Annotated in this window: 17 protein-coding genes and 1 riboswitch; of the genes, 7 read left to right on the forward strand and 10 right to left on the reverse strand. The window is 67.5% G+C overall.

Features of this window, described 5'->3' with window-relative positions; all coding sequences use genetic code 11:
* The first annotated feature begins 14 nt into the window (after positions 1-14).
* Entirely contained in the window at positions 15-1,487 is a 1,473-nt protein-coding gene (locus ACIPK7_RS19230) for an aldehyde dehydrogenase family protein (RefSeq protein ID WP_401089570.1), read from the forward strand.
* A gap of 103 nt (positions 1,488-1,590) precedes the next feature.
* Here the strand turns inward: ACIPK7_RS19230 and ACIPK7_RS19235 are convergent, their stop codons facing one another.
* The 3 genes from ACIPK7_RS19235 to ACIPK7_RS19245 form a co-directional block, all read right to left on the reverse strand.
* Entirely contained in the window at positions 1,591-1,959 is a 369-nt protein-coding gene (locus ACIPK7_RS19235) for a VOC family protein (RefSeq protein WP_192431787.1), read from the reverse strand.
* Positions 1,960-2,048: 89 nt separating this feature from the next.
* Positions 2,049-2,654, reverse strand: a complete 606-nt coding sequence (locus ACIPK7_RS19240; protein ID WP_192431786.1) for a GNAT family N-acetyltransferase — start codon at positions 2,652-2,654, stop codon at positions 2,049-2,051.
* A gap of 60 nt (positions 2,655-2,714) precedes the next feature.
* Entirely contained in the window at positions 2,715-3,956 is a 1,242-nt protein-coding gene (locus tag ACIPK7_RS19245; protein ID WP_192431785.1) for a TIGR03862 family flavoprotein, read from the reverse strand.
* A 311-nt stretch (positions 3,957-4,267) separates the two neighbouring features.
* Between ACIPK7_RS19245 and ACIPK7_RS19250 the strand changes: the two genes are divergently transcribed.
* On the forward strand, positions 4,268-4,768 hold the full coding sequence (locus ACIPK7_RS19250; protein ID WP_401089573.1) for a hypothetical protein: 501 nt from the start codon (positions 4,268-4,270) through the stop codon (positions 4,766-4,768).
* On the opposite strand, the gene ACIPK7_RS19255 is transcribed toward ACIPK7_RS19250, so the two are convergent.
* Positions 4,753-5,676 carry a histone deacetylase gene (locus ACIPK7_RS19255; protein WP_401089575.1) on the reverse strand — a complete coding sequence of 308 codons (924 nt, stop codon included), beginning with the start codon at positions 5,674-5,676 and terminating at the stop codon, positions 4,753-4,755. The genes ACIPK7_RS19250 and ACIPK7_RS19255 overlap by 16 nt on opposite strands.
* A gap of 87 nt (positions 5,677-5,763) precedes the next feature.
* Complete coding sequence (locus tag ACIPK7_RS19260) at positions 5,764-6,969, reverse strand: MFS transporter (protein ID WP_401089577.1); 1,206 nt, start codon at positions 6,967-6,969, stop codon at positions 5,764-5,766.
* 210 nt (positions 6,970-7,179) lie between these two features.
* Between ACIPK7_RS19260 and ACIPK7_RS19265 the strand changes: the two genes are divergently transcribed.
* From ACIPK7_RS19265 to ACIPK7_RS19280, 4 genes are read left to right on the forward strand one after another with little or no spacing between them, the layout of a single operon-like run.
* Complete coding sequence (locus ACIPK7_RS19265; protein ID WP_192431781.1) at positions 7,180-7,722, forward strand: GNAT family N-acetyltransferase; 543 nt, start codon at positions 7,180-7,182, stop codon at positions 7,720-7,722.
* Positions 7,719-9,335 carry a nitroreductase family protein gene (locus ACIPK7_RS19270; protein WP_401089579.1) on the forward strand — a complete coding sequence of 539 codons (1,617 nt, stop codon included), beginning with the start codon at positions 7,719-7,721 and terminating at the stop codon, positions 9,333-9,335. The genes ACIPK7_RS19265 and ACIPK7_RS19270 overlap by 4 nt, the downstream gene beginning before the upstream one ends.
* A gap of 13 nt (positions 9,336-9,348) precedes the next feature.
* A complete protein-coding gene (gene tesB / locus ACIPK7_RS19275) occupies positions 9,349-10,218 on the forward strand; it encodes an acyl-CoA thioesterase II (protein ID WP_045214955.1) in 870 nt (289 codons plus the stop codon).
* Positions 10,215-10,814 carry an HAD family hydrolase gene (locus ACIPK7_RS19280; RefSeq protein ID WP_192431779.1) on the forward strand — a complete coding sequence of 200 codons (600 nt, stop codon included), beginning with the start codon at positions 10,215-10,217 and terminating at the stop codon, positions 10,812-10,814. The genes tesB and ACIPK7_RS19280 overlap by 4 nt, the downstream gene beginning before the upstream one ends.
* A 300-nt stretch (positions 10,815-11,114) precedes the next feature.
* Here ACIPK7_RS19280 and ACIPK7_RS19285 read toward each other — a convergent pair whose 3' ends face one another.
* Positions 11,115-12,971 (reverse strand): TonB-dependent receptor domain-containing protein, encoded by a 1,857-nt coding sequence (locus ACIPK7_RS19285; RefSeq protein ID WP_401089581.1) that lies wholly within the window; start codon positions 12,969-12,971, stop codon positions 11,115-11,117.
* 88 nt (positions 12,972-13,059) lie between these two features.
* A riboswitch (cobalamin riboswitch) is annotated at positions 13,060-13,256 on the reverse strand.
* Between the two features lie 37 nt (positions 13,257-13,293).
* Positions 13,294-15,204, reverse strand: a complete 1,911-nt coding sequence (gene dxs, locus ACIPK7_RS19290) for a 1-deoxy-D-xylulose-5-phosphate synthase (protein WP_401089583.1) — start codon at positions 15,202-15,204, stop codon at positions 13,294-13,296.
* A 246-nt stretch (positions 15,205-15,450) separates the two neighbouring features.
* Here dxs and ACIPK7_RS19295 point away from each other — a divergent pair, with 246 nt between their 5' ends.
* Positions 15,451-16,455 carry an Ldh family oxidoreductase gene (locus ACIPK7_RS19295; RefSeq protein ID WP_401089585.1) on the forward strand — a complete coding sequence of 335 codons (1,005 nt, stop codon included), beginning with the start codon at positions 15,451-15,453 and terminating at the stop codon, positions 16,453-16,455.
* A gap of 126 nt (positions 16,456-16,581) precedes the next feature.
* Here the strand turns inward: ACIPK7_RS19295 and ACIPK7_RS19300 are convergent, their stop codons facing one another.
* From ACIPK7_RS19300 to ACIPK7_RS19310, 3 genes are all read right to left on the reverse strand, one after another.
* Positions 16,582-18,159 carry an aldehyde dehydrogenase (NADP(+)) gene (locus ACIPK7_RS19300; RefSeq protein WP_401089587.1) on the reverse strand — a complete coding sequence of 526 codons (1,578 nt, stop codon included), beginning with the start codon at positions 18,157-18,159 and terminating at the stop codon, positions 16,582-16,584.
* A 279-nt stretch (positions 18,160-18,438) separates the two neighbouring features.
* Positions 18,439-19,356, reverse strand: coding sequence for a dihydrodipicolinate synthase family protein (locus tag ACIPK7_RS19305; protein WP_401089589.1), 918 nt, complete (start codon positions 19,354-19,356; stop codon positions 18,439-18,441).
* A 105-nt stretch (positions 19,357-19,461) separates the two neighbouring features.
* Entirely contained in the window at positions 19,462-20,493 is a 1,032-nt protein-coding gene (locus ACIPK7_RS19310) for a proline racemase family protein (RefSeq protein WP_401089591.1), read from the reverse strand.
* Positions 20,494-20,593: the final 100 nt, after the last annotated feature.

Here is a 20,593-nt window from a genome sequence, read left to right on the forward strand (position 1 = left end):
AAGGAGACTGAAGGATGCGCGACCAGCTCTACATCAACGGGCAGTGGGTCCGGCCGGACCTGGGCGGCCGCTTCACCAGCTTCGACCCGGCCACCGGCCAGCCGCTGCAGGAAGTGCCGGCGGCCACCGAGGAAGACGTCGATCACGCTGTGCGTGCGGCGCGCACCGCGTTCAATCGCGGCTGGGGGCAGAGCCGCGGCAGCGAGCGCGCCGAATGGCTGGAGGCACTGGCCGGCGAGTTGGAGCGCCACCAGGATTCACTGGCCGAACTGGAGGTGCGCGACAACGGCAAACCACTGCCCGAAGCGCAGTGGGACGTGGCCGACGCCATCGGCTGCTTCCGCTATTACGCGGAGCTGGCGCGGGAACTGGACCAGCGCCAGGACCAGTTGCTGGCGCTGCCCGACGAGCGCTTTCGCTGCCGCATCCGCCAGGAACCGGTGGGCGTGGCGGGGCAGATCATCCCCTGGAACTACCCGTTGCTGATGGCGGCGTGGAAGGTCGCGCCTGCCTTGGCGGCGGGTGCCACCTGCGTACTCAAACCGTCCGAGCTGACGCCGCTGAGCGCGCTGGAACTGGCCGCCGCGGCGGACGCCATCGGCCTGCCGGCGGGCGTGCTCAATGTGCTGCCGGGCCTCGGCGCGGAGGCCGGCGGGCCGCTGAGCCAGCACCCAGGCGTGGACAAGCTGGCCTTCACCGGCAGCGTGCCGACTGGCTCGCGGATCATGTCGGCGGCGGCTCAGGACATCAAGAACGTCAGCCTGGAGTTGGGCGGCAAGTCGGCCTTCATCGTCTTCGACGACAGCGATGTCGAGGCGGCGGTGGAATGGATCCTGTTCGGTATCTTCTGGAACCAGGGGCAGGTGTGCAGCGCCACCTCGCGCCTGCTGGTGCAGGAGGGCATCGCCCCACGGCTGATTGAGCGGCTGGTGGAGGCGACCCGCGCCATCACCATCGGTGACGGCCTGCAGCCGGGCGTGCTGCTCGGTCCGCTGGTCAGCCAGGGGCAGCACGAAAAGGTACTCGGCTTCGTCGAAAAAGGCCGCACGGGCGGCGCCCGGTTGCTCACCGGCGGCAAGCGCCCGGCGGGGTTGGAGCAGGGCTGGTTCATCGAGCCGGCGATCTTCGACGAACCGACCGAGGACGCGCTGATCTGGCGCGAGGAAATCTTCGGCCCGGTGCTCTGTGTGAAGCGTTTCAAGACCGAGGCCGAGGCCCTGCGCCTGGCCAACGACAGCCGTTTCGGCCTGGCCGGTGCGGTGATGTCGGGCGACCCGCAACGTGCTGCGCGGGTGGCAGACGGGTTGCGCGCAGGGATCGTCTGGGTCAACTGCTCTCAGCCGACCTTCACCCAGGCGCCCTGGGGCGGCATGAAGCAGAGCGGCATCGGCCGCGAGCTGGGCGTGTGGGGGCTGGAGAACTACCTGGAGGTGAAGCAGGTGACCGAGTACATCTCGGATCAGCCCTGGGGCTGGTACCTGAAATAACCGCTGTGACTCGCTCCTGCCGGCAACTTCGGAGCCCGCTGTAGGAGCGGGCCATGCCCGCGATCGCGCGCATGGCGCGCTCCCACAGGTCGACTCCGGGGACTCAATCGAGGTTATGCCCGATCCGCCAGAGCACGCCGCTCGGGTCGTGCAGGGTGAAGTCGCGCATCTTCCACGGCTGGTCTTCCAGTGCACCGAGGCGCACGCCGTAGCGCTCGGCGAGGCCGGAGTCGCGGACCTTCGCGTACCAGGCGTCGGCGTCCTCCACCAACAGGTGCAGCATCAGGTTTTCGGCGAATTCCTTGACGTAGTAGTTCTGCAGCAGGAAGGCGCAGTGATCGCCATGGTGGAAGTAGGCGAGTTCTTCGGAGTTCCACGGCGAGAGGAATCCCAGGTCCTTGTAGAACTGCTGGGAGAGTGCGAAATCGCGGGCGGGGACGAAGACTTTCAGTTCAACGCTGGCAGTGCTCATAGGCAACCTTCCTGGTTAATGCGTGAGCAGGCTTTCACGACGGCAACGGAGCAGGCCGCCTCTGGCGGGCGGCTGGCCGGGAGTCTACCTCAGAGCTGGCGCTGCATGTAGCGGTGGCTGGAAACGCCCGGCAGGGTCGAGACGCGCTCCACCTGCACGCTGAAACCCAGGCGTTCATAGAGCGTCTGGGCCTTGGGGTTGGCCACCGAAACGTCCAGCGCGGCCATGGGCAGGTTGGCATCGCGGCCCATCTGCAGGAAGTGATCGATCAGCTGGCTGCCCAGGCCTTCGCCGCGCAGCGTCGGCGTGACGCCCAGGTGCGCGAGGTACAGCGTCCGGCGCGGCGGCGGGCAGATGATCTTCTCCAGTTGCAGGCCCCGGCGGATTACCCCCGCCGAACCCAGTCCGAAATAACCGAGGATCTGCCGCGTGGCCGCCAGCAGGTAGCCCAGTGTTGCTTCGCCGCCGAACACCGTACCGGCCGCCACTACCCGGCCGTCCTGTTCGCCGACCCAGTGCTGCCGCCAGCCGAACTGCCCGCCGCCCTGGACGAAGGCGTAGCGCAGGAAGTCCTGGGCGCTGTTGCGGCCGGGGCGGGCGAAGGCGTAGTCGAAGGCGTCGGGGCCGGAGCTGTAGATCAGCGGGATGGCGGCATCGACGTCATCAGGGCGGGCGCGGCGGAAGGTCAGCGGCATGCAGGCGACTCCTGGGTGGGAGTCGAGAATCTAGCACTATGGTTCCATTAAAGGCAGCATTCAGCCTTGCGTTTCGAGCCACTGCAATGCGCCGAGCCCGGCGGCGCGGCCGCTGGCGAAGCAGGCGGTGAGCAGGTAGCCGCCGGTGGGCGCTTCCCAATCGAGCATCTCGCCGGCGCAGAACACGCCCGGCAGCGCCTTGAGCATCAGCTGTTCATTCAGCGCCTCGAAGGTCACGCCACCGGCACTGCTGATGGCTTCATCCAGCGGACGGGGGCGCACCACGGTCAGCGGGAGCGCCTTGATCAACTGGGCAAGGCGCTGCGGGTCGGTGTAGTCGGCAGCGGTGGACAACTCGCGCAACAGCCCGGCACGCACGCCATCCAGCCCCAGGCGGCCGCGCAAGTGGTTGGCCATGGACTTGGAGCCGCGCGGTTGCGCGACGGCCTTGGCGACCTGCTCCAGGCTGCGGTTGGGCAGCAGGTCCAGGCGCACGGTGGCGCTGCCGGTCTGCTCGATGCACTCACGTATGCCGGAGGACAGCGCATAGACCAGGCTGCCCTCGATGCCGCCGGCGGTAACCACGAACTCTCCCTGGCGTGGCGTTCCTCCGGCCAGTGAAAGCGCCACCGGCTTGACCGGTGCGCCAGCGAACTTGTCGCGGAAGAACTCGCTCCAGCCGGCCACTTCGAAGCCGCAGTTGGCCGGGCGCAGCGGCGATATATCCACCGCGCGTTCGGCCAGCAGCGGCACCCAGGCGCCGTCCGAGCCCAGGCGCTGCCAGCTGCCGCCACCGAGGGCCAGCACGGTGGTGTCGGCGCTGACGCTGCGCCGGCCCTCCGGTCCTTCGATCAGCAGCGCGCCCTCGGCGTCCCAGCCCAGCCAGCGATGGCGGGTGTGGATGACCACACCGGCTTCGCGCAGGCGCTTGAGCCAGGCACGAAGCAGCGGAGCGGCCTTCATGTCGGTGGGAAAGACGCGGCCGGAGGTGCCGACAAAGGTCTCGATGCCCAGGCCATGAATCCATGCGCACAGCGCCTGGCTGTCGAAGGCGTCGATCACTGGCGCGAGGGTTTGTGCACGCTGGCCGTAGCGCGACAGGAAGGGCTCGCGCGCCTCGGAATGGGTGATGTTCATGCCGCCCACGCCGGCCAGCAGGAACTTGCGCCCGACTGAGGGCATGGCATCGAACAACTCCACCGCTACGCCGGCGCCAGCCAGGACTTCGGCCGCCATGAGGCCGGCGGGGCCGCCGCCGATGACAATCGCGGTAGGGGAGGCGAGCGGGCGGAGATCGGTCATGCAGGAGGCCAGGCGAAGGAGTGCGGGAAAGGGCGCAATTCTAGCGCAGCGGTGCTACGCGCCGGTTGCTCATTTTTTGTCCAGTTCTCGCGGAGCCTGCGGCGGCGGACGCGGCAGGCGCTTTTCCGCAGCTTATCCACAGGCCGCCCCACAGTTGTCGTGGAAAAAACTCGGGAGTGGGGAAGGTGTTTTCCGACTCCTGAGCGGTAGGGGTTACGATAATTCCTACGTGGGATCGGGATTGCGCCGATGTTGGCGCTTTTGTGAATCCATCAGCATGCGGACCTCTTGCAACCTTGGTCCAACTGACGATGAAAGTCCGTGATTACCTTCGCTCTCATGAGGCCCACCTGTGGGTGGAGGGCAGCGACACCCGCGTACGGGTGAATGGCCTCGACATTGTCATCCGTAGCCTCCCCAGCGAGGAAATCCGCACTCTGCTCAACGAGGCGGTGGCCCACATGGTGGTGCGGCTGAACAAGAACCTGCAGGGTTCGAAGGTCAAGTTCGAACAGCGGGTGCTGGAGTTGCTGTCGATACAGGTCGCGCTGCACAACCTCTATGTCTTCACCAACTGGAGTCGCCTGTTGCCGCGCTACCTGCAGTACGCGGGACCGCTGCGCGCCCAGGAACTGCTGCAGCACCATGTGCCCGAGCAGGTGATGCGCTTCTGCGAGAGGAATTACGGCGATGAGTGCCGTCCGCGTGCCGCCGCGCTGCTGGGATTCTCCGCCCATGAACTGGCGCGCTGGGAACAGCAGCGACTGCCCTCGCGCATGGACACCAACAACTCGCGTTACCGGGCCAACTGAAGCTCTCGCGCCACCCGCGCGGCGCTGTGGTGCAGGATGCCATGGCGCCGGGCCAGCGCCTGGCGGTCCTTGTCGTAGCCACCGCCGATCACGCCCACCACCGGGATATCGCTGGCCAGGCAGCGTCGGATGACGTGTTCGTCCCGCGCCGCCAGCCCCGCATCGGTGAGTTGCAGGTAGCCCAGGGCATCGTCCTTGTGCACGTCGACACCGGCGTCGTAGAGCACGATGTCCGGCTGGTACAGCGGCAGCAGGTAATCCAGCGCCTCCTGCACCACCTTCAGATACTCCGCGTCGCCCAGGTGCAGCGGCAGGGGAATGTCCCAGTCGCTCTGCGCCTTGCGCGCGGGGAAGTTCTTCTCGCAATGCAATGACACTGTCACCGCGTCCGGCACGTTCTCCAGGATGCGCGCGGTGCCGTCGCCCTGGTGTACGTCGCAGTCGAAGATCAGCACGCGGTTGGCCTTGCCGCTCTCCAGCAGGTACAGGCTGATCACCGCCAGGTCGTTGAAGATACAGAAGCCCGAGGCGTGGTCATGGTGCGCATGGTGCGTCCCCCCGGCAAGGTGGCAGGCGAGGCCATGTTCGAGCGCCAGTTCCGCGCTGAGCAGCGAGCCGCCCACCGCGCGCACGGTGCGGCGGGCCAGGGCTTCAGTCCAGGGCAGGCCGAGGCGGCGCAGTTCGTCGCGGCTCATGTCGCCGCTGCAATAGCGCTCGATGTAGTCGCGGTCGTGGGCCAGGGCGAGGACATCCTGCGGGCAGAGCTCCGGGCGCAGCAGTTGCGCATCGCTTACCAGTCCGCTGTCCACCAGGTGGTCGCGCAGCAGGCGGAACTTCTCCATGGGGAAGCGATGGTTGTCCGGGAAGGGCGGACTGTAGTCGTCGTGGTAGACCAAGGGCAGCGGCATGGTGTCGGCGAGTCGGGAAGGTACTCACAGGGTACGTCGGCGCGGCGCGCAGACGAAAGGGCCGGCATTGCGCCGGCCCTTGTCGTTTCAGCCTTCGTTGGAGACTGCCGCGTTGCGTTGCGAGCCGCGGCTGGTGGCCATCGAGACCGACCACAGCACGAAGCCGCCGATGGCCAGCAGGCTGCCGACCCAGCCCGGCGAGGTCCAGCCGTAGCCGGCCGCAAGGGCCAGGCCGCCGAGATACGGGCCCAGTGCGTTGGCGAAGTTGAACGCTGAGTGGTTCAGCGCTGCGGCCAGGCCCTGGGCGTCTTCGGCGACGTCCATCAGGCGGGTCTGCAGCACGGTGCCCAGGGCGCCGCCGAAGCCGACGAAGAACACGCAGATCGAGATGGCCCAGATGTTCCCCGCGGTGAACGGAAAGATCGCCAGCACCACCGCGCTCCACACCAGCAGGCCACCGGCGGTGGGCATCACGGCGCGGTCGGCGAGTACCGGGATGAACAGGTTGCCCAGGGTCATGCCGATGCCGAACACCGCCATCACCAGCGGTACGATGCTCGGCGAGACGTGAGTCACCGCGCCGAGGATGTCGGCCAGATAGGTGTACACCGCGAACAGGCCGCCGAAGCCGATGGCGCCGATGCCCAGGGTCAGCCAGACCTGGCCGCGCTTGAGTGCGCTCAGTTCGCGCAGCGGGCTGGAGTCCGGCTCGGCCGGCGACAGCGGGGCGAGGATGCGCACGCAGATCATCGTCAGCACGCCCAGCGCTGCCACCAGCGCGAAGCTCCAGCGCCAGCCCACGGCCTGGCTCAGCCAGTTGGCCAACGGCACGCCAATGATGGTGGCGACGGTGAGGCCAAGGAACATCCGCCCAACCGCTACGGTGCGCCGGTGCGGCGGCACGATGGAGGCGGCGACCAGCGCGGCGATGCCGAAGTAGGCTCCGTGAGGCAGGCCGCTGATGAAGCGGAACAGCAGCATCCAGTGGTAGGTCGGCGCCAGGGCGCTGAGGCCGTTGCCGAGGGCGAACAGCGCCATCAGCAGGACCAGCAGGGTGCGCCGTGGCAGACGTGCGCCGAGCACGGCCAGCAGCGGCGCGCCAACCACCACGCCCAGGGCGTAGGCGCTGATCACGTGGCCGGCGGTCGGGGCATCGATGCCCAGCGCCGGGGCAAAGTAGGGCAGCAGGCTCATGGTGGCGAATTCGGTGGTGCCGATGGCGAAGCCGCCGACAGCCAATGCGAAAAGCACCAGGGCCGTACTGCGTTGCAGTCCGGTGGTGGAGGTCGTCATGGAAGTTCCTTGGTCTTTTTTGAGGTGCGCCCTGGCGGCGCGGCTGTCTGCGTGAGCACGGTCAAGGCAGTGACCGACAGCGAAGGTGGGAGAAAAATACCAGATGAAGTCGCCTCTGTGCTGAATCGATTGCGCCTCGTCTGACGGAGTGCGTCCTACAAGCTCGTCGCCGGGTATCATGGTGACCTCTGATGAGCCGTGATGATTCCCATGGATTTTCCCAGCCTGACCACCGAGCGCCTGCTGTTGCGGCCATGGTGCCATGACGACCTGGCGCCCTTTGCCGCGCTGAACGCCGACGCCGAGGTGATGCGCCACTTCCCGGCCTGCATGAGCCGCGAGGACAGCGACCTGCTGGCCGCCCGCATCCTGAAACACTTCGACGAGCACGGCTTCGGCCAGTGGATAGTCGAGCGCCGCGAGGATGGCGCCTTCATTGGCGTGCTCGGCCTGCAGCGGGTGTCCTTCGAGGCGCCGTTCACTCCGGCGGTGGAAATCGGCTGGCGCTTCAACACGGCCTACTGGCGGCAGGGGTATGCGCTGGAAGCGGCACGCGCGGCGCTGGCCTTCGCCTTCGAACAGTTGCGGCTGGAGGAAGTGGTGGCCTTCACCGTGCCAGCCAACGTGCCGTCCCAGGGACTGATGCAGCGCCTGGGCATGCAGCGTGACGAGGCCGGAGACTTCGAGCATCCGCGCCTGCCGCAAGGCCATCCGCTGCGCCAGCATGTGCTCTACCGGATTCGTCGCCCATGACGCCGAGCGAAGGCGTGCGCGCCTATCACGAGCTGAGCAGCCATCGCCCGGAGCGTTTCGCCCCCGGCCCCGGCCAGCTCGACTGGGCGACCCAGCCGGCGGCCTTCCGCCGCTATGCCGGCGCGCGCTGCATCGAACTGCTGCACCGGCCGCAGGAAGAGTCGCCGGGTTATGACCAGGTGTTCGCCGGCCCGGTCGGCGCGCCCGCGCCGCTGAACCTCGCCAGCGTCTCGCAACTGCTCTACGACAGCCTGGCGATCTCGGCCTGGAAAGAGGCTGGCGGCAATCGCTGGGCGCTACGGGTGAATCCGTCCAGCGGCAATCTGCACCCGACCGAAGCCTATCTGCTGCTGCCCGCCGGGGCTGTGGATAACGCCGCGCTGCTGGCGCACTACAGCGCCGACGCGCATATGCTGGAGGTGCGCGCCGAGCTGCCCGCGCCGCTGGCCGAAAGGCTCAACGAGGCGTTGCCCGCTGGCGGATTCCTGCTGGCGCTGGCGAGCATTCCCTGGCGCGAAGCCTGGAAGTACGGCGAGCGCGCCTATCGCTACTGCAATCACGATCTCGGTCACGCGTTGGCCTGTCTCGGTATCGCCGCGGCGATCCAGGGCTGGGAAGTGCGCCTGCTGCGCGGCGTCGCCGAGGACCGGTTGGATACGCTGATCGGCCTCGACCGCGAAGGCTTCAGCGAGCACGAATTCGCCGATGCGCTGCTGTGGATAGGCCCGGCGCAGCCTGCCGAATTCCCGCTGCCGATTACGCTGCTCAAGGGGCTCGCCGAGCTGCCGCTGGCCGGTACGCCCAATCGCCTGTCGCGGGACTATCGCCACTGGCCGGAGCTGGAGCGCGTGCATCAGCTGTGCCGCGCGCCCGCGCTGCCGGCCCGTGACTGGTGGGCAACGCACGCCGAGGCGGCTGTGGATAACCCCGGCCTGCCGCTGCGCCCGATCCTGCATCGCCGGCGCAGCGCCCAGTCCATGGACGGCCGCAGCGGTATTCACGCCGACCTGTTGTATGCCTGGCTGCGCCGTCTGATGCCCGAGCTCTCGTCCGTGCCTTTCGCCTGCACCGGCGAGCCGACGCGCATCGACCTGCTGCTCTTCGTCCATCGCGTCCAGGGCCTGGAGCCGGGCCTGTACTGGCTCGGCCGCAGTGGCCGCGCGGCGGGGGGACTGCGCGAGGATTACCTGTGGCAACCGGTGGAGGAGAGCGGCGTGCCGCTGTATCGCCTGCTCTCCGGCGATGCGCGCGGGCTGTCGGCGCTCCTCTCCTGCGGGCAGGACATTGCCAGTGACGGCTGCATTGCCTTCGCCATGCTGGCCGATCTCGACGCCGCGCTGACCGAGGGCGCGTGGACCTACCCGCGCCTGTACTGGGAAGCCGGACAGGTCGGCCAGTTGCTCTACCTGGAAGCCGAAGCGGCGGGCCTGTCGGGCACCGGCATCGGCTGCTATTTCGATCCGGCGCTGGACGAATTGCTCGGCGGTGGTCCGGACTGCCCGGTCAGCCTCTATCATTTCACCATCGGCCGCGCCGTGTGGGACGAACGCCTCAGCAGCCTTCCCGCTTATCCGTCGCCGCGCCGACTCCCACTTCAGCAAGACCGCAATTGAGGAAACAACGCGCATGACCCAGATCCTGGACAACCTGGTGGCTCTGCTGAGCCTGGAACAGATCGAAGAGAACCTGTTCCGCGGCACGAGCCAGGACCTCGGGTTCCGCCAGCTGTACGGCGGGCAGGTGCTCGGCCAGGCGCTGTCGGCGGCCAGCCAGACGGTGGACCCGGAGCGCCACGTGCACTCCATGCACGGCTACTTCCTGCGCCCCGGCGACGCCAGCAAGCCGGTCGTCTACCAGGTCGACCGCGTGCGCGACGGCGGCACCTTCAGCACCCGCCGCGTCACCGCGATCCAGAAGGGCCAGCCGATCTTCGCCCTGAGCACCTCGTTCCAGACCGATGAGGAAGGCTTCGAGCACCAGATCAGCATGCCCGACGTGGTCGGCCCGGAGAACCTGCCGACCGACCAGGAGCTGAAGAAGCGCAGTGCTGCGCAGTTCCCCGAGCGCATCCGCGACAAACTGCTCTATCCCAAGCCCATCGAAATCCGCCCGGTGACCGAGAACGACCCGTACGACCCCGAGGTCGGCGAGCCGATCAAGTACCTCTGGCTGCGCGCCGACGGCAAGCTGCCGGACATCCCGGCGCTGCACAAGTACATCCTCGCCTACGCCTCGGACTTCGGTTTCCTCACCACCTCGTTGCTGCCCCACGGCCGCTCGGTGTGGCAGAAGGACATGCAGGTCGCCACCATCGACCATTCCGTGTGGTTCCACCGCGACCTGCGGGCGGACGAGTGGCTGCTCTACGCTATCGACAGCCCCTGGGCCGGCAACGGCCGCGGCTTCGTGCGCGGCAGTATCTTCAATCGTGACGGCCAGCTGGTCGCTTCCTCGACCCAGGAAGGCCTGATCCGTCGCCGCGAGGACTGGGCATGACGCTGGAAAGCATCCGCCACTGGGTGTTCGACATGGACGGCACCCTGACCCTGGCAGTGCACGATTTTCCGGCGATCAAGCGCGCCCTGGGGATTCCCCAGGAGCACGATATCCTCACCCACCTGGCCGCGCTGCCGGAGGACGAAGCGGCGGCCAAGCATGCCTGGCTGCTGGAGCACGAGCGCGAGTTGGCGGTGGCTTCGAGAGCCGCGCCGGGTGCGGTGGAGCTGGTGCGAGCGCTGCATGGCGCTGGCTACCGACTGGGCATCCTTACCCGCAATGCCCATGAGCTGGCGCTGATTACGCTGGACGCCATCGGTATCGGCGATTGCTTCCTCACCGAGGATGTTCTCGGCCGTGGCGAAGCCGATCCCAAGCCCAGTCCGGACGGCTTGCTGCGCCTCGCCGCGCGCTGGGACGTGGTGCCGCAGAAGATGCTCATGGTGGGTGATTACCGCTTCGACCTCGACTGCGCCCGCGCCGCCGGGGCGCGCAGTGCGCTGGTGAACCTGCCAGAAAACCCCTGGCCCGAACTGACCGATTGGCATGCGCGCGATTGCGCGGAGCTGGGGCGGATGGCGGGGGTTCTGGTCTAAGCCCGTGGTTGTGCGGGTTCGCGAGCAAGCTCGCTCCTACGAAGAGCAGCCCGGCAAACTCCGAAGCTTCGGCGTAAACAGGACCTGCAGGAGCGAGCTTCCTCGCGAACCCATTTCCACACCGGTGTTCTGTCTGGGCGGTAGGGCGGATAACGCGCCAGCGTTATCCGCCGGAGGAGTGTGCGGCGGATAACCTGTTCCAGGTTATGCGCCCTACGAAACTGTAGTTTCGCCCTGCGCCGAACGGCCCCCTCTCCCTCCGGGAGAGAGTTAGGGTGAGGGGGCGTCAGGCCGCTTCGCTTACAGCTCCGGCGTCCAGGTCACCGCCAGCAGGGCGGTACGGCCTGGTTCGCGATACGGGCGGGCTTCGCCCATGTAGTCCGTCGGGCTGGTCGGGCGCAGGTAGTCGCCCAGGGTGTAGTCGCGGTCCAGGGCGTTATCCAGCTTCAGGTCGAAGCGAATCTCGTCGCTGGCCAGCCAGCTGGTGCGCAGGTCGAGCACGCCGTAGCCGGACAGCTCGCGGGTGTTGGCCGCGTCGTCGTAGCGCTGGCTGACTGCGCGCCAGGTGCCGCCGACGCCGAAGGCGCCGAACTGGCGATCCAGATCCAGGCTCAGGGTGCGGCGCGCGCGGTACGGCAGGGTATGGCCAGTGTCGCGGTCGCGCGGGTCGATCAGGCTCAGGCCGAGGGCGGCCTGCCAGCCGAGCACGTCGCGGGCGACGCTGGCCTCGAAGCCATTGATGCGTGCCTTGTTGATGTTCTCCGGCTGGTTGCTGGTACTGTCCCAGGCGATCAGGTCGTCGATCTCGGTGCGGTACAGCGAGGCTTCCAGGTGCGTGCCGGAGAAGTCCCCGCGCCATTGCAGCTCGTAGGTCTTCGAGGTCTCGGCCTTCAGGTCCGGGTTGCTGGCGCCGGGGTAGTAGAGGTCGCTGAAGGTCGGCGCGCGGAAGCCTTCGCCGTAGCTGGCGATCCAGGTCTGGCTGTCGCCTACCGGCAGGCTGAGGGCGGCGTTCCAGCTGTTCTGGCTGCCGTAGGCCTGGTTGTTGTCGTGGCGGATGCCCAGCTCGGTGCCGAAGTTGTCGCTCTTGAAGCTGTGCTGGGCGAAGAAGGCGCGGTTGCTGCGCTGGTCGTCGGCGAAGGCGGTGCTGCCGTCGACCTTGTCTTCGTACCAGTCGGCGCCCAGCGCCAGCTGGTTGGCGTCGTCGAGTTGCAGGCGGTTGATCCAGCTCGCCGAGTGGCGGGTGGTTTCCAGCGTGCCGTTGTTCCAGCTGTCGGCGGCGCCTACGGCCTTGTTGCGGTCGAAGCTGCGGCCCAGTTCCAGGCGGCTGTTCCACATCTTCGTAATCTGGCCGTCGAGGTAGGTGCTGTAGCTGCTGACGCGGAATTCGTCGCGGGGTGAGCCCGGCTCGAAGTTGTAGGCGTCGTCGTATTCGTTCTTGCCGCGCTGGTCGTTGAGGTTCAGGCCGGCCTTCCAGTCCTCGCTGAAACGGTGGTCCAGGTTCAGGTGCACGGCCTTGTTGCGCTGGGCGTCGTCGTCGCTGTCGGCGCCGATGTTGTCGCTGGTGCGGTCCCAGCCCTGGCTCTCGTCGAGGCTGCCACCGAGGTTGTAGCGGGTTTGCTCGTCGCCGCCGGACAGGCTCAGGCTGCGTTCGAAGGTGCCGTGGCTACCGGCAGCCAGGCGTACTTCGGGGTGCAGGCCGGCGTCACCGCGGCGGGTGAATATCTGGATGACGCCGCCGATGGCGTCGGCGCCGTACAGTGCGGAACGCGGGCCGCGGGTCACTTCGACGCGCTCGATGCTGTCGATGCTCAGGTAATCCAGGCGGGCGATGCCGCTGCTGGCCGAGGCGATACGCTGGCCGTCCACCAGCACCAGGGTCTGCGCGGTGCTGGTGCCGCGCACGGAGTACGAGACCACGCCGCCGGAGCTGCCCATCTGCACGCCGGGCACGCGGGCGAGCAGGGCGGGAACGCTGCGCACTTGCAGGCGCTCGATGTCGGCACGGGTGAATACGCTGTTGGCCGAAGTGGCTTCGGCACGTGGCTGGGCCTGGCGTGCGGAGGTGATCACCTGGTCGGAGAGCCGGTAGATGTCGTCGGCGGCTAAGGCCAGGCCGGGCAGCAGGCTGGTGGCCAGGGCGAGTCGGGTCAGTTTCATGGAACGTCCTCAAAAGCGGTCGGATGACTTTCGAGGAGGGCGTGGCAAGGGCGGCAGGCCGCACTTGACGGTGCGGCCCTCCGCAACACCTGTCGGGGCGTGTCGAGGGCGGTCTCCGGGCTGCCGACGTCACATCGCCGCCTTCCCGCGTAAGCAGTGGCGGATGGCGATGCTGCGCTCCCGCAGGGAGCGCGTCGGTTACCGTTGCGGGGGCAGCGCAGGTCTTTCACCTGCTTCCCGTTACCTCGAACGAAAACGGGCGCACCTTAGTCGGTGCGCCCGTCACTGGCAATACTCCGGGGGAGGGATGCGCCGATCGGTCTCAGCGTTGGCCGAGGGCCTCCAGGCGCGCCGTCACCGATGTTTCGATGCCGGCGGCGTCTAGCCCGCACTCCGCGAGCATCTGCGCGGGCTTGGCGTGCTCGACGTAGTAGTCCGGCAGGCCCAGGTGCAGGATCGGCTGCTGGATATTCTCGCGGGCGAGGAATTCGCTGACGGCGGCGCCGGCGCCACCCATCACCGAGTTCTCCTCGACGGTCACCAGCAGCTCGTGGCTGGCGGCCAGCTGGCGCACCAGCTCTTCGTCCAGCGGCTTGACGAAGCGCATGTCGGCGACGGTGGCATCGAACTGCTCGGCGACTTTCAGCGCTTCGGCCAGTTGCACGCCGAACACCAGGAAGGCGACCTTGCCGGCCTTGCCTTCGCGGCGCAGCACGCCCTTGCCGATCTCGACCGCTTCCAGCGCCGCCTCGATGGGTGCGTTGGGGCCGGTGCCGCGCGGGTAGCGTACCGCCGCCGGGCCTTCGAAATGATGGCCGGTGGTGAGCAGCTTGCGCAGTTCGTTCTCGTCGCTGGGAGTCATCACCAGCATGCCGGGGATGCAGCGCAGGTAGGAGAGGTCGAAGCTGCCGGCGTGGGTCGGGCCGTCTTCGCCCACCAGACCGGCGCGGTCGATGGCGAACAAGACGTCGAGGTTCTGCACCGCGACGTCATGGATCAGCTGGTCGTAGCCGCGCTGCAGGAAGGTGGAGTAGATCGCCACCACCGGCTTGGCGCCGTCGCAGGCCATGCCGGCCGCCAGGGTCACGGCGTGCTGCTCGGCGATGGCGACGTCGAAGTAGCGGTCCGGGAACTTGTCGGCGAAGGCCACCAGGTCGGAGCCTTCCTTCATGGCCGGGGTGATGCCGACCAGGCGTGGGTCTTGCGCAGCCATGTCGCACAGCCACTGGCCGAACACGCTGGAGTATTTCGGCCCGCCGGCCTTCTTCGGCACGGCGTGGGCGGGGGCGCCCTCGGGCTCCAGCTTGGTGATGGCGTGATAGCCGATCGGGTCGATCTCGGCCGGGCCGAAGCCCTTGCCCTTCTTGGTCACCACATGGAGGAACTGCGGGCCCTTGAGGTCACGCATGTTGCGCAGGGTGGCGATCAGGGTCGGCAGGTCGTGGCCGTCGATGGGGCCGATGTAGTTCCAGCCCAGCTCCTCGAAGAGCGTGCCGGGGACCAGCATGCCCTTGGCGTATTCCTCGGTGCGGCGGGCGATCTCCCAGGCACCGGGCAGGCGCGAGAGCACCTTCTTGCTGCCTTCGCGCATGCTGCTGTAGGTGCGGCTGGAGAGGATCTTGGCCAGGTAGTTGGACAGGCCGCCAACGTTGTTGGAGATCGACATGTCGTTGTCGTTGAGGATCACCAGCATGTCGGCCTTCACTTCCGACGCGTGGTTGAGCGCTTCGAAGGCCATGCCGGCGGTCAGTGCGCCGTCGCCGATCACCGCCACCGACTTGCGCCCCGAACCCTGCATGCGAGCGGCGATGGCCATGCCGAGGGCGGCGCTGATGGAGGTGCTGGAGTGGCCGACGCCGAAGGTGTCGTACTCGCTCTCCGAGCGGCGCGGGAAGGCGGCCAGGCCGTCCTTCTGGCGCAGGCTGCCCATGCGCTCGCGGCGCCCGGTGAGGATCTTGTGCGGGTAGGCCTGGTGGCCGACGTCCCATACCAGACGGTCATCCGGGGTGTCGAAGACGTAGTGCAGGGCAATCGTCAGTTCGATGACGCCCAGGCCCGCGCCGAAGTGGCCGCCGGTCTGGCCGACGCTGTACAGCAGGTACTGGCGCAGTTCGTCAGCGAGGGGCAGCAGCTCCGCTTCGCCCAGGCGACGCAGCTCGACCGGCGTGCTGGCGCGGTCGAGCAGGGGCGTGGCAGGGCGCGCGCGGGGAATCTCGTGGAACGTCGTGGGCATCAGGCTGATCGTTATGAGAAGGCAAAGATGTGGAAGTTTACCCGAAGCTCTGGATTGGCCCAAGCAACGTGGGGCCAATCCTTCGGACGACCGGATGGTCGGGATGCGGTCGTCAGGCTGTGCCGAAATCGTCGTCGCTGCCGGCGATTGCGCGCAAGCGGGGCCGGGCGCGAGACTCCATGGTAGACCGATCACCGACCGGCGGCGGTTTGCCGCAGGCTTTTGTTGCAATCTGAGGAGAATGGCGTGGCCCGACTGACCCTGGATGAACTGCGCGAACTGTCGGTGGCGATCCTGCGCCACAACGGCTTCAGCGAACCCCACGTGCAGGCGGTGACCGACACCGTGCTGGCCGGCGAACGCGATGGCTGCACATCCCACGGCGTCTGGCGGTTGCTGGGCTGCATCCATACCGTGCGTGCCGGCAAGGTGGTGGCCGATGCCGTGCCGGAACTTTTCGACCCTGCGCCGGCGATTGTGCGGGTGGACGCCAAGGGGGGCTTCTCGCAATGCGCCTTCGACCTGGGCCTGCCGAAACTGGTGGAGAAGGCGCGCAGCCAGGGCTTGGCGGCGCTGGCGATCAATCATTGTGTGCACTTTTCGGCGCTGTGGGTGGAGATCGAGCGGATAACCGCCCAGGACCTGGTCGCGCTGGCGGTCACGCCGGCGCAGGCCTATGTGGCACCGGCTGGCGGCACGCGGCCTTTGTTCGGCACCAACCCCATTGCCTTCGGCTGGCCGCGTGGCGAAAACGATCCCTATGTCTTCGATTTCGCCACCACGGTGGTGGCGCGGGGGGAAATCCAATTGCACGAGCGCGAGGGCAAGTCGATTCCGCTGGGCTGGGGTATAGATGCCCAGGGCAACCCCAGCACCGACCCGAGCGCCGTGCTCGATGGCGCCATGCTGACCTTCGGCGGGCACAAGGGCTCGGCGCTGGCGACCATGGTCGAGCTGATTGCCGGCCCGCTGATCGGCGACCTGACCAGTGCCGAATCCACGGTGTTCGACGAGGGCACCAAGTCCTCGCCGCACCACGGCGAGCTGCTGATCGCGCTGGACCCGGCACGCTTCCTGGGTGCGGATGCCGCGCAGCACCTGGCGCGGGCGGAGACGCTGTTCGAATCCATCGTCGACATGGGCGCGCGGTTGCCGTCGCAGCGGCGTTTCGCGGCGCGAAAGCGCAGCCTCGCCGAGGGCGTGGAGATCAGCGATTCGCTGTATGCCGATTTGAGCAAGCTGCTGGAATAACGCAAATCCCTGTAGGAGCGGTGCCTGGGCTCAACAATGAGCGGGCATAAAAAAGCCCCGGCGCAAGGCCGGGGCTGAGCATCGGCGCGGGACTGGCCGACAGTTCACTCCCGCGCCGACGAACCTTCAGCGAGTGACCGCGCTGCGCGTCTTTTCGCCGTCCACCAGCCGCGCGATACCCAGCGGGTTGGCGTCCTTCAGCGCTTCGGGCAGCAGCGCGTCGGGGTAGTTCTGGTAGCACACCGGGCGCAGGAAGCGGTCGATGGCCAGGCTGCCGACCGAGGTGCCGCGTGCATCCGAGGTCGCCGGATAAGGGCCGCCATGGACCATCGCATCGCAGACTTCCACACCGGTCGGGTAGCCGTTGATCAGCAGGCGCCCGGCCTTGCGTTCGAGCACCGGCACCAGCGCGGCGAAGCGCGACAGGTCCTCGGATTCGGCGATCAGCGTGGCGGTGAGCTGGCCGTGCAGGCCGTCCAGCGCGTGGCGCAGTTCGGCTTCGTCTGCCACTTCGACGACGATGGTGGTCGGGCCGAAGACTTCTTCCTGCAGCAGCTCCTCGCCGGCCAGCAGCAGTTCGGCCTTGGCCTGGAACAGCTGCGGCAACGCCTGCTTGCCCTCCTGCGGCTGGCCGGCGAGGTGGCGGATGGCGGGATGGGTGAGCAGGCGGGCAATGCCCTTTTCGTAGCTCTTCAGGGTGCCGGCGTTGAGCATGGTCTGCGCCGGGCGCTGGCCGATCTCGGCGATCAGGTTGGCGACGAACAGGCTGAACGCCGGCGAGGCGATGCCGATGACCAAACCGGGGTTGGTGCAGAACTGGCCGCAGCCCATGACCACCGAATCGATCAGCTCGCGGGCGATTTTCTCGCCGCGGGCTTCCAGGGCGGCGGGCAGCACCAGGACTGGGTTGATGCTGCTCATCTCGGCAAATACCGGGATCGGCTGCGGGCGCGCGGCAGCGAGGTCGCACAGCGCGCGACCGCCCTTGAGCGAGCCGGTGAAGCCGACTGCCTGGATAGCTGGGTGCTTCACCAGTGGCTCGCCGACGCCGGCGCCGTAGATCATGTTGAACACGCCGGCCGGCATGCCGGTGGCTTCGGCCGCGCGGGTGATCGCCTCGCCGACTAGCTCGGCGGTGGCCATGTGGCCGCTGTGGGCTTTCACTACCACCGGGCAGCCGGCGGCCAGTGCGGCGGCGGTATCGCCACCGGCGGTGGAGAACGCCAGCGGGAAGTTGCTGGCGCCGAACACGGCCACCGGGCCGACGCCGGTGCGGTACTGGCGCAGGTCCGGGCGTGGCAGCGGCTGGCGCTCAGGCAGCGCGCGGTCGATGCGTGCGCCTAGGAAATCGCCACGGCGCAGGACCTTGGCGAACAGGCGCATTTGATTGGCGGTGCGACCACGCTCGCCCTGGATGCGCGCGGCGGGCAGCGCGGTCTCGCGGCAGACGGTGGTGATGAAGTCGTCGCCGAGCGCTTCGAGTTCGCTGGCGATGGCGTCGAGGAACTGCGCGCGGCGTTCCGGCGACAGGGTGTTGTAGGCCGGAAAGGCGGCTTCGGCGGCGCGAGCGGCGGCGTCGACTTCGGCCTCGGTGGCCTGGAGGAATTCGCGGGGCAGGGCTTCGCCGGTGCTGGCGTCGAGGCTCTGCAGGCGGACGGTGCCGGCGCCGATGCGCTGGCCGGCGATGAAGTTGTGGGCGGTCATGGGCGGGCTCTCTGGTGCTGGATTTGGGTGCGGCGAAGAGCCCCTCTCCCCAGCCCTCTCCCTGAAGGGAGAGGGAGTGTCAGAGTGGCTCGGGCGGCTGTGCTTTCCTGATGGCCTGGTCGCGGCAGGCAGAGCACGCGGTTTCCCTTTACGCCGAACCAGTCCCCTCTCCCTTCGGGGCGGGGCGCGTAGCTAGGGTTAGGGAGAGGGCGTCGAGCGTGCCGGTGAACCATGAAGCTTCCCCATGCACGGTCGTTCGCTCTTCTCACTGGCGGCGACTCAGAGCCCCACATCCGGCAGCTTCGGCCGGTTCGCCAGCGCCTTGGCCATGATCGTCTCCACGTGAGCGCGGTCGGCGCCCTGCAGCGCCAGGCGCGGCGGGCGGGTGAGGGCGGTGCCGCGGCCGGCGATCTCTTCGCAGAGCTTGATGCACTGCACCAGGTCCGGGCGGGCGTCGAGGTGGAGGATCGGCATCAGCCATTCGTAGATCGGCATGGCCTCCTCATAGCGACCGGCCTTGCACAGGCGGAAGATGGTTTCGCCTTCCTGCGGGAAGACGTTGGACATGCCGGAAATCCAGCCTTCGGCGCCCACCGCGATGCTCTCCAGGACCACGTCGTCGAGGCCGGCGAAGAGGATGAAGCGGTTGCCCACTTCATTACGCACGTCGATGAAGCGGCGGGTGTCGCCGGAACTGTCCTTGAAGCAGACGATATTCTCGCAGTCGGCCAGGGAGATGAGGATGTCCGGGGTGACGTCGTTTTTATAGATCGGCGGGTTGTTGTAGACCATCACCGGCAGGTCGGTGCTGGTGGCCACGCTGCGGAAGTGTGCGGCGGTCTCGTGGGGCTTGGAGGAGTAGACCAGGGCGGGCATCACCATGATGCCGTCGACGCCGACCTTCTGCACCGCCTTGGCTACCTGGGAGGCGCCGTGGCTGGTGAACTCGGCGATGCCACAGATCACCGGCACGCGGCCGCCGGAAGCGTCCTTGGCGACTTCTGTGACGGCCATCTTCTCCTCGATGGACAGCGAGGTGTTCTCGCCGACGCTGCCGCACACCACCAGGCCCGAGACGCCGTCACGCACCAGGTTGGAGATCACCTTGTGGGTGGCTTCCAGGTTGACCGAGAAATCGGCGTTGAACTGAGTGGTCACTGCGGGGAACACGCCACTCCAATTGACCTTCTTGCTCATGTTTATCTCCATTGTCGTATTTCGTATACGAAAGTTCTGGAAGATTTTCCTGAAATTTCGTCGTCGGGTGCCGCTACGCGGCGAATCAGGGTTGAAAAGGGGAAATCAGTAGCCGTTCGGCCAGGTATCCGAGAGCCGGTAGCCTTCTGGCCACGGGTCGGACGGGTCGAGCAGGTGCTGGTGGGTGCCGGTGATCCAGGCTCGGCCGGAAATGCAGGGGTGGATTGCCGGTTTGCCGCCGACGCTGGTCAGGCCGTCGATGCGGCAGTGGAACTTGGAATCGATGATCGAGTGGCCGACGAAGCGCTCGCCGTCTTTCAGCTGGCCCTTGGCATGCAGCACCGCCATGCGCGCCGAGCAGCCGGTGCCGCAAGGCGAACGGTCGATCTTGCCGGGGCGGATGACTACTGCGTTGCGGCCGTGCAGGACGCCGTCGACGCGCTCCACCGGAGCGGTCAGCTGGCAGAAGGAGATGTGCGCCCAGTCGTGGTTTTCCGGGTGCCTGAAGCCCAGTTGCTGGTTCGCCGCCTGAGTGATCTTCAGGCCGGTGGCGACCAGGTCGGCAGCCTCCGAGGCGTGCAGGGTGAAGCCCAGCGAATGGGCATCGGTCAGCACGAAGCTGTCGCCGCCGTAGGCGGTATCCACCTGCAGCGAACCGAGGCCTTCCACTTCGATCCAGGCGTCGAGCTTATCGGCGAAGGAGGGCAGGTTGCGCACTTCCACGCGCTGGACCTTGCCGTCCTTGCAGTCGGCCACGGCCTCGATCAGCCCGCCGGGAGCTTCCAGGGTCAGGCGCGTTTGCGGCTCCTGCATCGGCAGGATGCCGCTGTCGAGCAGCACGGTGCTGACGCACAGCGAGTTGGAGCCGGACATGGGCGGCACGTCGGCCGGCTCCATGATGATCCAGGCCATCTGCGCGCGCGGGTCCTTGGGCGGGACCAGCAAGTTCACGTGGCGGAACACGCCGCCGCGTGGTTCATTGAGGACGAAGTTGCGCAGCACGTTGTCGCTTGCGATGAAGCGCGACTGCGCCCACACGGTGTCGCCCGGCGGCGGGGCGACGCCGCCGACGATGACGTCGCCGACCTCGCCCTCGGCATGGCAACTGACCACATGGATGATCTTGCTCGAACGCATTGCTGTCTCCTCGATCTGTGCCGCCTGCCTTCCCTCACCCCAGCCCTCTCCCAGAGGGAGAGGGGGCAGGTCGTGCCGGCTGACGCTGTGGTTTTATCCT

Source organism: Pseudomonas sp. NPDC086581, assembly GCF_044746165.1.
Taxonomy (GTDB): domain Bacteria; phylum Pseudomonadota; class Gammaproteobacteria; order Pseudomonadales; family Pseudomonadaceae; genus Pseudomonas.

Coding starts and splice junctions, on each gene's coding strand:
- ACIPK7_RS19235 (WP_192431787.1), bottom strand. CDS start 1,959: ATGAGCACTGCCAGCGTTGAACTGAAAGTCTTCGTCCCCGCCCGCGAT.
- ACIPK7_RS19270 (WP_401089579.1), top strand. CDS start 7,719: ATGACGCCGAGCGAAGGCGTGCGCGCCTATCACGAGCTGAGCAGCCAT.
- dxs (WP_401089583.1), bottom strand. CDS start 15,204: ATGCCCACGACGTTCCACGAGATTCCCCGCGCGCGCCCTGCCACGCCC.
- ACIPK7_RS19260 (WP_401089577.1), bottom strand. CDS start 6,969: ATGACGACCTCCACCACCGGACTGCAACGCAGTACGGCCCTGGTGCTT.
- ACIPK7_RS19255 (WP_401089575.1), bottom strand. CDS start 5,676: ATGCCGCTGCCCTTGGTCTACCACGACGACTACAGTCCGCCCTTCCCG.
- ACIPK7_RS19250 (WP_401089573.1), top strand. CDS start 4,268: ATGAAAGTCCGTGATTACCTTCGCTCTCATGAGGCCCACCTGTGGGTG.
- ACIPK7_RS19300 (WP_401089587.1), bottom strand. CDS start 18,159: ATGACCGCCCACAACTTCATCGCCGGCCAGCGCATCGGCGCCGGCACC.
- ACIPK7_RS19245 (WP_192431785.1), bottom strand. CDS start 3,956: ATGACCGATCTCCGCCCGCTCGCCTCCCCTACCGCGATTGTCATCGGC.
- tesB (WP_045214955.1), top strand. CDS start 9,349: ATGACCCAGATCCTGGACAACCTGGTGGCTCTGCTGAGCCTGGAACAG.
- ACIPK7_RS19310 (WP_401089591.1), bottom strand. CDS start 20,493: ATGCGTTCGAGCAAGATCATCCATGTGGTCAGTTGCCATGCCGAGGGC.
- ACIPK7_RS19280 (WP_192431779.1), top strand. CDS start 10,215: ATGACGCTGGAAAGCATCCGCCACTGGGTGTTCGACATGGACGGCACC.
- ACIPK7_RS19305 (WP_401089589.1), bottom strand. CDS start 19,356: ATGAGCAAGAAGGTCAATTGGAGTGGCGTGTTCCCCGCAGTGACCACT.
- ACIPK7_RS19285 (WP_401089581.1), bottom strand. CDS start 12,971: ATGAAACTGACCCGACTCGCCCTGGCCACCAGCCTGCTGCCCGGCCTG.
- ACIPK7_RS19230 (WP_401089570.1), top strand. CDS start 15: ATGCGCGACCAGCTCTACATCAACGGGCAGTGGGTCCGGCCGGACCTG.
- ACIPK7_RS19240 (WP_192431786.1), bottom strand. CDS start 2,654: ATGCCGCTGACCTTCCGCCGCGCCCGCCCTGATGACGTCGATGCCGCC.
- ACIPK7_RS19265 (WP_192431781.1), top strand. CDS start 7,180: ATGGATTTTCCCAGCCTGACCACCGAGCGCCTGCTGTTGCGGCCATGG.